Below are 11447 nucleotides of genomic sequence, written 5' to 3'. Positions count from 1 at the left end.
CAAAGCACGTAGTGTTCATGGATTTCTAGGAGGGATTTACGCGTCCTTGTGTGCATATCAACTGATCCATAAAAATAAGCCAACAATTCAAATTATGAAGTCATCGGCTTAAGCAGGATTCGGGTTAAAATATGGAAAATATGTTTTTGTGAATTATAATCAAATAGGTTCATTAAAATATGACATTAATCACATAAAATGCATTATTATATTTATGTAAGCATGAAAAATATTAGAACAAAAGTATACAAACAATTAATCAAGTTAACGCAATAAAACAGATTTCTATTCAAAAGGTGAAGTTAATAATGAATATAAAAAATGCTCCTAAACATAGAAGCATTTTATTTTTAATGAAAATAAAAAATTATTTTAAATAGTCTAATAAATGACTAAAGTTCTCAATCGTATATTTAGGCTGTGCCTGCTGTAATTCAATTTCTGAACCATAGCCGTATTTGACTGCAATCGACTCAATCCCATTATGGCGGGCACCAAAAATATCATGCTCACGGTCCCCCACCATAATGCATTGATCAGCCTGTATGCCTTGTTGTTCCAGGATATACTGAATCAGTTCCCCTTTATTGGTCCGATCACCATTCAGCTCACTGCCATAAATCTCAGTAAAATACTGGGCCAGATTAAAATGTTCCAGAATCTGTTTGGCATAAACGGTTGGTTTTGCTGTTGCGAGAAACAGGCGATAACCACGGCGTTTAAGTTCCGCCAGAGTTTCAGCTACGCCTTCAAAGACGTGATTTTCATATAAGCCAGTCACTGCAAAACGCTCACGATATGCCATTAGTGCCTGTTCAGCCAGGGTATCATCCGCATCTACATTCAGAATTTTGGCTAGCGAAGCTTTTAGAGGAGGCCCGATAATCCAGTCAATATTCGTGTCTTCACTGATCGGATGACCCACCTTTTCCAGACCATAGCGGGCAGAAGTCGTAATCCCCACTTTTGGATCAGTTAATGTACCATCCAAGTCAATTAAAATATTCTGAATCACACCTTGTCCCCTATGTTTGCAGCCGACATCAATTCATATCGTGAGTATAGCCAGATTTGTCTACCCTAAAGCAATTATTAGGCCATAAAAACAAGCCAAGAATGCCCATTTTCAGGGTAATCAACTCTATATTTTGATCAGATAAAACATACGAAATTTTGCCTGACAGACCGTTCTTGCAAGTGATAGAAATTAATATCGAGAGTTTGAATAAATTTGCCTATACTAAGGCAATTTTAGTGAATGAAGGACATCATTTTGCGACCTACCGTACTTTGCTTTTCAGGTTTAGATCCTTCAGGTGGAGCAGGCCTTCAAGCAGATATTGAAGCCATCGGTCAAAGTGGTGCTCATGCTGCAATAGCCTGTACAGCCCTGACTATCCAGAACTCACAACAGGTCTTTGGTTTTGAAGCAACTTCAAAGGAATTACTGCTGGCTCAGGCCAATGCTGTGGTAAAGGATCTGCCGATTCGTTGTGTTAAATCAGGCATGCTGGGAACGACTGAAAATATTGAAGCACTGGCAGAATTTCTAACTGCGCATCCGGACTATCAGTATGTACTGGATCCAGTGCTGGTAGCCAATAGTGGTGGCTCACTCGGCAATCAAGCCACACTGGTCAAAGCGTTTAAACAACTGATTCCGCTAGCCACGATTTTAACTCCAAATACAGTCGAGTTGCGCGCTCTGACAGGTGAGCAGGATTTAGATCAAGCCACGCAGAAACTGTTCGAAATGGGTGCCCACGCGATTCTTGTTAAAGGTGGCCACGAAGATACTCCCGACTATATCCAGAACCGTCTATATATTCAGGGTGAATTGATCAACGAAACCCGTTGTCCGCGCCTGGAAGGTGAATATCATGGCTCAGGCTGTTCACTGGCGAGTTTCATTGCCGGACGTCTAGCCTTGGGTGAACAGTTGAAAACAGCCGTACAACATGCAGAAACCTGGTTATTTGGTGTATTAAAAAATGCGGAAATTCCGGTACCGAATGGTCAGCGCATTCCAAAACGCTTTTAATCTTCCCTAAATAAAAAAGCCTGAACGATTCAGGCTTTTTTATGGCGATTTTTTTCAAGAATGGACAAATAGATGTGATGATCTTGTTTCAATGAAATTTAAAACTTTTGCCTTAACCTGCCAGTTTCACAGGGCGCAGTTTTTCAGTCTTCTCCTGAACAGGGACAGAAATATGTTGATAATGCAATTGCCACTGATCTTGCTGCTTGCTCAAGACCATGCTGAAGCGGCACCATTGCAAAGGGAAATATCGTTCCATCGCCGCATAAGCAATCCGGACATAACCATATACGAAAGCCATGTCATTATTGACCTGAATGGTGACCTCCTTCCGTTCAACGCGCATACCATTGTTGCGCATATATGGTCGGTACTGTTGCCATGCAGCCTGATAAGCCTCGATCCCTTTCAGTTCGGAGCTAATATCAATCAGACAGACATCTGGTCGGCAAAGTTGACGAATTTCGCTGAATTCAAGTGAACAAATAGCTTGATCCCATTTTTGTAAAAATGTCCTGACTTCCTGAGCCAGACATTCTTCCCCTATTATTTTCATTGAATACCTCTCTATAAGGTTTTATTCAGACTTGAAAACCGAGATTTCAAGCATCTCATTATTTTCAGTCTTTCTTGTTTTTCATTATTTTTAATTATGTAAATGGGTCCTAGTTTTACCCATCCCCCCATATATCAGGTCAAAAGTGTGACCTAATACCTAAAATTACACTATTTTTTAATTATAGGCAAAATTTTCTGATCAACTGCAATAATCAGGTGAATTTTGACTGATTATTTAAATTTTCATGCTCTAGTTTTATTTATCGTTCTTTATATTTCAAAATCGCTTTGATACTTCTCAATTTTTTATTAAGTTCTGATGTATTCAAGATAAAGAGAGAAACTAAGAAAACTTCATTTCCTAGTCCTCACTTCAATCTAAAAAAAATCAAATAATAGCTTTAGTATAAGTCTCTTTGTCCATTTCCAGAATTTCAACACAGAGCTGAATCTTTAACCCCGGCTGCGAGACAATGTGCTGCTGCATGACCTGAAGTACCAGCTTGGAAATTGCCTGGCGGATGTCCAGACTACGACCAGTCAGGAGAGAAACTTTAGCATGTACATAAGCCTGATCTGTCTCCTGCTCTAGTCCAATCACAAAATCCTGCTGTACAATCGCCCTACTTTTTAAATCATTCGGGTCATTAATATAACCGGCGTTAAATAAGGCCTGGTGAATTGCCAACATTAAAGGTCGGGTTTCAAGCTGCTGAATATTATCTGAATATTCAAGATGAAGATGAGGCATAAAGCATAGATCCAGGCATGATATGGCAATCAGAAGAGATTGATCTTCGAGTTTGAGGAAGAAGCATAGACCTTCAAACCCGAAGACCGAAAGCACTCATTCGTATAAGAACGTATCAGGCTTTTTTCACATATTCAGATTTGAGCTTCATGGCGCCAATGCCATCAATTTTACAGTCAATATCATGTCCATCAGTTGCATCGGGTAATAGACGAATATTTTTGACCTTAGTCCCGACTTTAACCACTGAAGAAGATCCTTTAATTTTAAGATCCTTAATCACTGTAACTGTATCACCATCAGCCAGCAGATTGCCATGCGCATCCTTGATGACCACGGTTTCCTCAGTTGCTTCCCCTTCTTTCCACTCATATCCACATTCTGGGCAGATTAACAAGTCACCATCTTCATAAGTATATTCAGACTGGCATTTTGGGCATTGTGGTAGAGCCATAGCAACCTCAACAAAATAAAAAAATAAAAGAAAAAACAAAAAATTAAAGCTGAACTATAGCATCTTTGGGTGGGTTCATGCTCAAGCTTTAAAAGGATCTCCCGCTCGACTTAATTAACTGAACTTAACCATCTAAAATATGTGGATTGACCAGCCAGGACAAAAGCTGCAATGACTCCTGCCAGCTTAAGTGACATGCAGATGGTGGTACCAGATCCGGATAACCCACCTGAATAATATGCAGGCTGGTGCCTACAGACACTTTTTCAAAGATGAGCGTGACTTCAATTTCACCTTTGACCTCAGGTGTAGAAAAGCAATCGGTATAGCGCAGTAACTGGTTAGGAATAACTTCATGATAGGTGCCATGTAAATGATGCTGGGTACCAGTGGCAAAATTGGTCAAGGTGATTTTATAGCTGCCTCCCGGTTTGACTTCGGCATGCTCAACTCTGGCAGTAAAGCCATGCGGTGCCAGCCATTTTGCGATGGCATCTGGATGAATAAAGGCCCGGTACACCCGTTCCGGTGGCGCACTGAATACGCGATGCATTTTTAGGGTATAACTCATTTCAGCCTACCTTTTTTTCTTGTTCTTACTGAAAGATTATTTTTATTTATTATTCGGACGGATCATCCCGATCTCGTCGGCCTCAGTATTTAAATAACTGCCCAACATACTGTACGGCCTAAATATAATTGTTATCTATCTATTTTATAGGATGTATAACAAAAAACTACAGTTGACCCGACCAATACCGCAGGCCATAAAAAACCCGGCTTAACCGGGCTTAAATAAGGAAATTTTGATTAGCTGCTACGAAGTTTGCTTTCGCCCTCTTCTGAGTCGCCCTCATCATCATAGACATAGGCCATACAGCCCCAGCCGTCATATTCACCCTGAAATTCAGCGGCAATTCTGGTAAACCATTGTTCTAAGTCGACAATATTTTCATAGGTAGGTTGCATATAGACATGAATGGTAATTGTCCACTCCAGCGTATCGCTCTCCTCATCCTGATATAGGCTTATCTTTTGTTCTTCTTTAAGCAGATGCAATGCACAGCGGTCAGCCTGTTCTTCACTATTAAAGGCTATCGAGAATTCAATTTCATGGTCGTCCTGCAGATCATCACCATCCTGATACATTTGCCACAGTACATGACCATTTTCATCGTCAGGGAATTTGTCATAATCGCGTGCCATAGAGATATCCTTATTATGATGTTTTATTATTCGATTCAGCTTAACTTATTTTATTTGAATTATCGAGTACAGAATATGAAAAAAAATTAACTTTCTCTAAATAAACAACTGAATTTTATCAATATAAATTTAAGAATTTGAGAAAAAAAGCTGCATTTTCATCTAATTAAAAATACCTGCATATCAATCTGCAGATTAAAAAATTTCATCGGTTGATCTGTCTTTTTTAATTGTAGTTAGGAAGCGATCACTGCAGATGGCTCAGACACTTGATTCTGTTGAAGCTCAAGTAAAACGGCGGCGAATTTAAGCTCTTCCAGACGTAAGTTCAGATAAGACTCCTGAATCATGGCCTGGCTCAAGCTTTGTCCTTTATAGTTCATCAGGCGATAATCATCTTTTAAGGATTGCAGCATTTCACCCAGATTATGAGTATTTAACTGGGACAAATAGAATTCTGCCCTGCTATTAAATGCCAGACTCAAAATCTCGATGGTGCTCTTGCGACGATCCTCATCGACATAATTACAGCTGGCCACCTGCTGCTGTTCTTTGGCCTGCTCAATCTGTGTTCTGATAGTCAGTAAATGCCGGGCTGCATCAGTATCGTTGTAGCCACTAATGAGCTGATCCAGAAGCTGCGTGACCGGCAGATCAAAACCATGTTGATAGCCCTTGATCTTATGCTCGAGAGCTTCAACTACTTCTTGCAGTCGCTGTTGTTCTTTAGCCTGCTGATAATAAGCCTGTAAAGCTTTTCGAGCCTGTCGCTCAATATCAGCTTCGGCCTGAGTCTGTAAATTCTGTAAATACGCTTTGACCTGAGCGATATAGGCTTTGAGATCATCCAGCATGATGGAAGCATCAAGCTTGGTTACTTCTACGAAATTTTCGGCCTGCAAGCTGCGGTTAATAATGTATTGTTCGATGTCACAGATATCCTGATATTGTTTATATTTATTCAGTTCAGTTCTGGCACTTCCCAGTTGCATCCGTAGCTGGGTCATTTCATAATTTAATTCATCAACTTGTGTTTCATAATCAGCCAATTTACTGCGTGAATGATCCAGATTTTCCTGTAAGGACTGAATATTGTTTCTTGATAATTTCAGGCTATTGAATACCCATAGTAATACAATGATTAAAACACTTGCGAGAACAAAGAGCACGCCACTTAGCATCATCCTGTCCCTTACCCCTTGCACCATATATAGGCACTAAAAAATTAAAAATTTATGATGTTTTAAAGTTATTCTGCATAATTTAATGATGAGAATCAAAGATAAAAAATGACCATAAACATTTAATATAATTGATCTTTTAAATGATTTTTCACCTATAAAACCTTAATATTTTTATGCCTATCAATTTACTTAAAATGAATCTGTTGGTGATAATCAATTAAAGGGGTTTTTATTTTTATATCGAATGTTATAAGAACAAACCCCTGAGAGACTGCAAATCTTGATAAAAACTGAATAAAAATAGATAGATCAAACAGTTAAACTAAAGATAAAGTGATAAAGTCCCTTAAATGATTCCTGAAATTTTTCCGGGTACACTTTTTTAATTTCAAAAAATCATTACTTGATAAGACATGATTCAGAACATAATTTTTCTAGAAAACTGCTTAAATTCAACTCCATAATTTTCCGATGACTGAAATAAATTCTGACATTTCTGTTGCAGCTTACTAAAATTTAAATATTTATCAGAATCCATATTCATTTTTTGAATGCTTAAATTTTACTAAAATGGTGCAGGTGCAAGAATTTCAACTTTATGACCACTCAAGGGTTGAGTAAAAGTCAGTTCACTGGCATGCAAGGCCATGCGATTAAGAGGACTACGCGTTGGTTCCGGATGATAGATTTTATCGCCCGTAATCGGATGACCGATATGCAGCATGTGGACTCTGAGCTGATGTGAACGCCCGGTAATTGGCGTTAGTAATACCCGGCTGATGTCTTGCTCAGGCAGATATCCCAGCCGTTGATAGAGTGTTTTGGCAGCTTTACCCAGTTCAAAATGCACCATTTGCCGAGGGCGATTTTCCCAGTCAGTAATCAAAGGTACATCGACACTGCCCTCGGCCTGAATTTCTCCCTGTACCAGCGCAATATAGTGTTTGCTGACTGTACGTGCCTGAAACATTTTGCTGACCGCCACTTCAGCATCGCGATGTTTGGCAAACATCAGGATACCAGACGTGGCCATATCCAGACGATGGGTAATTTTGGCATTCGGATAACGCTCTAGTACCCGTAGATAAGCACTGTCATGATGCTCAGGCAAACGTCCCGGAACAGACAACAAACCGGCCGGCTTCTCAATGACAACCAGATCATCATCTTCATACAGAATATGCAATGGGTCTTGAGGCGGCGCGTAGACAAAGTTGTCGTTAATAGGCATGTGCTGTAAGCATTCAGGAGAAAACGCGCAAAATAACAATGTCAGGGAATACTGTCAATCCAGCCCTGTTACAGGATCAGTGCCTGACTAAGCTTTGGACGCTGCACTGATGGGAGATACTGAATGACCCGACTGATACTGGGTTTTCAGTCTGTCGAGATCTTCATTTAAAAATGCCATAAGATATTGCTGAACCTGTGACATAGTCAGATTGCGAAATGACACATAGTCTTTGTTTTTCAGGCTAAACAGTCCCAGAATTTTATGTTGAGCTTCGACTTCAATATCACTTTCCAGCCTGAACTCAAGCTGACCTGACGGCGCCAGTTCATTCAGTGTGATCTGAATCGACTGTTCAGCATCGGAGTCTGTTACGGTAAAAGTGGTAATGGCGGCTTGCATCTGTAATTGTAAAACCCGTAACTGTTGCCAGTTAATGGACTTGAAAGTAGAGAGAATTTCTTCTGCCGATAAGCTGCCTAGCTGCTCTGCTTCGTCTTCTTCTTGATGCGGATAACTGATTTCTAATTCATATTTTTTCATGGGACGTGCCCCTTTCTTATATGCAAAATTATCATAGCATTCTGTTTTATTTTTCAAGGATATAATTTGTGAGCAAATATTAAACATATTATACTTTAAATTATTTATATCAAATACTTATAAACAACCAGCGACATTAGAGTAGTATTTAAACATAAAATAGTCGAAAGCTATAGGCTGTAAATAAAATAGATTAGATATGTGATTAAAATAGTATTTATTTGAATCTCAAATGAATTTACAGCTATTTAGGAAGAATATAAGTGACTGGGTAGGGAAGGTGTTCAACAGTTTGGAGGAGAAGATTGTTTTTATGAGAGGAGAAAATTTTGAGGGTGTTGGGAAAACATCTTGATGGTTTACTTCAACTATCACTCTTTGTAAGAAATGATCTTATAGCCTATAAACTTTTGGTCTATAGCGTCCTAAGCCGAATCGAGACCTTTTGGGTTCGTACTGCACTCGCGTTTTGCGCCACTCACAGCATGCTACTCTTTTCGATCCCATCACACCCTTGAGATCTATAGTAGCCAAGCTGCGGCAAAATTAATTTCCTAAGATTTTTTAATTTTCCCGATTTTTGAAAATATTTTTCTTTAAATATATTTGAAGAAGAATTTTTTACCTTTCACCTCAAAATAAAGATCTTTTATTGCAGAAAGAGCAGAATTACTGGAATTTATCTTCATGTAAAACCTCATTCTGCTCTAAATTTTTTAGACCCCTCTATTCAGCTTTCCAGCCATTTAATCAGCCAGATAATAATCCACTGTAGAAACCACACGAACTTTCTTTAGATAAGGCGTATTGCTGTCACGGTCCTCAATGCTAAACAAACCTTGATTGGCAGTTTTGATTTTCCCGAGACGGCTTTGAGAATCCGCGGCAAACTTTTCTGCCACACTGCGGGCATTTTGCGTGGCTTCTTCAATCATGGCTGGTTTGATGTCATTCAATTTGGTAAAGATATATTCCGTTCTTTGCCCGGAATCATCACCACCAAAAGCAATGCCCTTTTTACCCAGAGCGACCAGACGGGTTTGCGCTGCACGGACTGCATCAATATTGTGGGTATAAACCGTAATGGTCTGATGCGCGGTATAACGTAAGGCAACATTGGCATCACCGCCGTATTGCTGGGCATATTTATCTGTAGTGACTGGAGAACCGGTGGTAATTTCTTCTGCCTTAAAACCCTCACCTTTTAAGAAAGCCTGAATTTGCTGGGTTTGCAGCTCCATGGTGTCATACAGTTCGGTCAGATCCTGACTGCCGCCACTAAAACGGATCGGCCAGACGGCGACATCGGCTTTCACTTCACGTTCAGACAGCCCTTTTACGGAAACAATCCGCTCATACTGTTTAATCTTGACCGCACTATTGCCCAAAATGAATCCGGCGATAATCATTCCCAAGCCGATCAAAGCCCCTAAAATCAAGGCAGGTTTAAACTGATTCATTGATCCGAACTCCTTTTCCATATTGTTATCCTGTTTCGAGCATTATAAGCCTTAAACTGCTCTGTGTAATGCTGATGCGACTATCAGTTTTATTTATTCCTGGAACTTTGGAAAGTTTTATCTCCTAACTTTTCCCCATCAAATATAGGGTAATTAGCGGAACCAGATTGAACAGGAATATCCCGACTTTATAAATGGCCATGCCGCTATAGTGAATGGCATCAAAAGTTGGATCTGAGAGCTGAAACCATTGACCATGCAATCGTTTCACCCAGTCTCGTGCAGACAATCAGCAAAAACCAGAGCATTAAAATGCTGTAATTCAAAGCCAATGTATAAAGTAAAAACCGACACCAGAAATCGAGATTCATAGTGATTCCCTGCCTGTAGAGCCATCTATCCTTAAGTTAACAGATTGATCAAATGTTCAGGAACTGCTGATTTGTATCTGTGATCTAAAGGGAAATGGTTTAAATATTTTCAGCTAAAAGTTTCAGTTCTCACTTCCAGCGATCACTTTTTAGCGTACAAACAGATGACGGGTATGATGATTGATATAGGCATTTAAGCCATCACCATACTGGGCCAGCTGTTTCATATTTTCCACATGCTGATAGCCCGTACTGCTATAACTATAGGTATACACTTTCGAAGTTTTCTTAAATTGAACCCGAATAAACTCATTGCCAATCTCATAATTGGCCACACCCGAGTCATGATTGAGATCAAGATAATGTTGCAATTGAGCAGCCCTAAACATGATAAATCTATAGTTTTATATGGGGTCAAATTGATCATTTTTCAAACAGGATAAATGATAAAACCCACTGTATAGCGGGTTTTAAATGACGACCAATATGTCTATAAATCTCATTCTGTACAGCACTTATGACAGCCCTCTACTTTCTCCCTCGGCCAGTTCATTCTTGCGCGTTTATAAGCCAGATCATAATTAGCAAAATATCCAATCAGAATCTGGTTATCAAATTCTGGCAGGTCTTCACAGCCTCGTGTTGCGTTATGAATATAGTGCACGCCTTGGGCAGACTCTTGTTCATCTACAATAAATTTAATCATTTATAGTTCCCCTAATATTGTTTTTATAAAGTTCAACCACAAATAAAACCATACAAAAATTATGCCTTTTATAATCCCATAATAAAATTATGTCTTTTTTGAATAAAAATCAAGCAATTTAATGAACAAGATGAGGGCCTTTCTTTAAGCAAATATTTCATTAAGAATGAGTGATAAATATTTATTTATCTGATTCTTATAAGGCGGAATTTTCTAGCTTGTTTTTCTTTTTTAGACGTATCCAGCGAATTGCCATGATGGCTAGCATTACAACCAGCAAGGCAGCTAGCACTGGCAAAAGCAATGACAGAATGGATAACAGAATAGCCCCGATCCACTCTCCGGTTGAGAGTACGGGATTCGCAACACCGCCTGTAGTGGCAGTTGATAGTCCACGTGCTGCAACACTGCTCAGTTGCACGGCCCCTGCTGTTCCGCCACCGACAATAATCGCTGCGGCCCAAGCTGCAAACTGGGACATTTCTCCACTGCTGGCAGCCATCGTGGTCAGAGTTCCGGCCAGTATGGCAGCAGGCGTTGCAATTGTATCGATGGCATTGTCCACCCAGGGAATATAATACGCAGCGATTTCACAGAGGGTCGCGATGGCTAAAGCCAGGCAGACTGCCGGCATGGCCAGCCATTCAAAACCGGTCATCGGTTCAAACCAGCCCATCAATGCGGCAATACTCATTATCAGCAAAGGCACAAAAACACGGAAACCAGAGGCTGCACTCAAGCCGATACCGATACATAAACCGAGGATTGTTTCCATGCTGCTTGCCCTTGAGATTTAAGCCATTTTTATAATGTAAAGGCTCTAGACTAGCAGATTTACACTTAATTTTACCTAATGAGGTTCCACAGCTCAGTTGCTAACTCATTAGGTTCCCTCATCCAACGCCATTCAGTTTCTTTAAGATGATAATCAAAGTACTCTTT

General features: G+C 39.8%; 14 protein-coding genes and 3 pseudogenes. 2 read left to right on the top strand and 15 right to left on the bottom strand.

From position 1 onward, the window contains the following. Positions 1-112: pseudogene (locus FTV18_RS15085) on the top strand (IS982 family transposase); the annotation flags it as partial. A gap of 255 nt (positions 113-367) precedes the next feature. Here FTV18_RS15085 and FTV18_RS15080 read toward each other — a convergent pair. Next, positions 368-1015, bottom strand: coding sequence for an HAD family hydrolase (locus FTV18_RS15080; protein ID WP_180004020.1), 648 nt, complete (start codon positions 1013-1015; stop codon positions 368-370). 258 nt (positions 1016-1273) lie between these two features. Between FTV18_RS15080 and FTV18_RS15075 the strand changes: the two genes are divergently transcribed. Next, a complete protein-coding gene (locus FTV18_RS15075; protein ID WP_180012494.1) occupies positions 1274-2041 on the top strand; it encodes a hydroxymethylpyrimidine/phosphomethylpyrimidine kinase in 768 nt (255 codons plus the stop codon). 112 nt (positions 2042-2153) lie between these two features. On the opposite strand, the gene FTV18_RS15070 is transcribed toward FTV18_RS15075, so the two are convergent. The 14 genes and pseudogenes from FTV18_RS15070 to FTV18_RS15005 all read right to left on the bottom strand — a co-directional run. Further along, on the bottom strand, positions 2154-2597 hold the full coding sequence (locus FTV18_RS15070) for a nuclear transport factor 2 family protein (RefSeq protein ID WP_159123697.1): 444 nt from the start codon (positions 2595-2597) through the stop codon (positions 2154-2156). A gap of 390 nt (positions 2598-2987) precedes the next feature. After that, complete coding sequence (locus FTV18_RS15065; RefSeq protein ID WP_004785128.1) at positions 2988-3350, bottom strand: 5-carboxymethyl-2-hydroxymuconate Delta-isomerase; 363 nt, start codon at positions 3348-3350, stop codon at positions 2988-2990. Between the two features lie 115 nt (positions 3351-3465). Beyond that, positions 3466-3804 carry a zinc ribbon domain-containing protein YjdM gene (locus FTV18_RS15060; RefSeq protein ID WP_034705280.1) on the bottom strand — a complete coding sequence of 113 codons (339 nt, stop codon included), beginning with the start codon at positions 3802-3804 and terminating at the stop codon, positions 3466-3468. 124 nt (positions 3805-3928) lie between these two features. Next, entirely contained in the window at positions 3929-4375 is a 447-nt protein-coding gene (locus FTV18_RS15055; protein ID WP_004785131.1) for an SRPBCC domain-containing protein, read from the bottom strand. Positions 4376-4614: 239 nt separating this feature from the next. After that, positions 4615-5010, bottom strand: a complete 396-nt coding sequence (locus tag FTV18_RS15050) for a ribonuclease E inhibitor RraB (protein WP_180012490.1) — start codon at positions 5008-5010, stop codon at positions 4615-4617. 236 nt (positions 5011-5246) lie between these two features. After that, on the bottom strand, positions 5247-6191 hold the full coding sequence (locus tag FTV18_RS15045) for a hypothetical protein (protein ID WP_180012492.1): 945 nt from the start codon (positions 6189-6191) through the stop codon (positions 5247-5249). 568 nt (positions 6192-6759) lie between these two features. Then, complete coding sequence (locus FTV18_RS15040; protein ID WP_179993180.1) at positions 6760-7425, bottom strand: pseudouridine synthase; 666 nt, start codon at positions 7423-7425, stop codon at positions 6760-6762. An 87-nt stretch (positions 7426-7512) separates the two neighbouring features. Further along, on the bottom strand, positions 7513-7968 hold the full coding sequence (locus FTV18_RS15035; RefSeq protein WP_004785138.1) for a hypothetical protein: 456 nt from the start codon (positions 7966-7968) through the stop codon (positions 7513-7515). A 746-nt stretch (positions 7969-8714) separates the two neighbouring features. Continuing rightward, the gene (locus tag FTV18_RS15030; RefSeq protein WP_005237113.1) at positions 8715-9428 is read right to left on the bottom strand and encodes an SIMPL domain-containing protein; all 714 of its coding nucleotides are present in this window, start codon (positions 9426-9428) and stop codon (positions 8715-8717) included. A gap of 124 nt (positions 9429-9552) precedes the next feature. Further along, a pseudogene (locus tag FTV18_RS15025) lies at positions 9553-9799 on the bottom strand (DUF6868 family protein). A gap of 149 nt (positions 9800-9948) precedes the next feature. Further along, a complete protein-coding gene (locus FTV18_RS15020) occupies positions 9949-10170 on the bottom strand; it encodes a hypothetical protein (RefSeq protein ID WP_159123700.1) in 222 nt (73 codons plus the stop codon). Between the two features lie 128 nt (positions 10171-10298). Then, positions 10299-10505: a hypothetical protein gene (locus FTV18_RS15015; protein WP_005237115.1), complete on the bottom strand. Its 207-nt coding sequence runs from the start codon at positions 10503-10505 to the stop codon at positions 10299-10301. A 196-nt stretch (positions 10506-10701) separates the two neighbouring features. Continuing rightward, on the bottom strand, positions 10702-11280 hold the full coding sequence (locus FTV18_RS15010; RefSeq protein ID WP_159123693.1) for a DUF4126 domain-containing protein: 579 nt from the start codon (positions 11278-11280) through the stop codon (positions 10702-10704). Between the two features lie 71 nt (positions 11281-11351). Continuing rightward, positions 11352-11447 (bottom strand): annotated as a pseudogene (locus FTV18_RS15005) (IS1595 family transposase); the annotation flags it as partial.

This window comes from Acinetobacter sp. YH12241 (assembly GCF_013417535.1).
GTDB lineage: Bacteria > Pseudomonadota > Gammaproteobacteria > Pseudomonadales > Moraxellaceae > Acinetobacter.
This window is presented reverse-complemented; position numbering and strand designations above follow the sequence as displayed.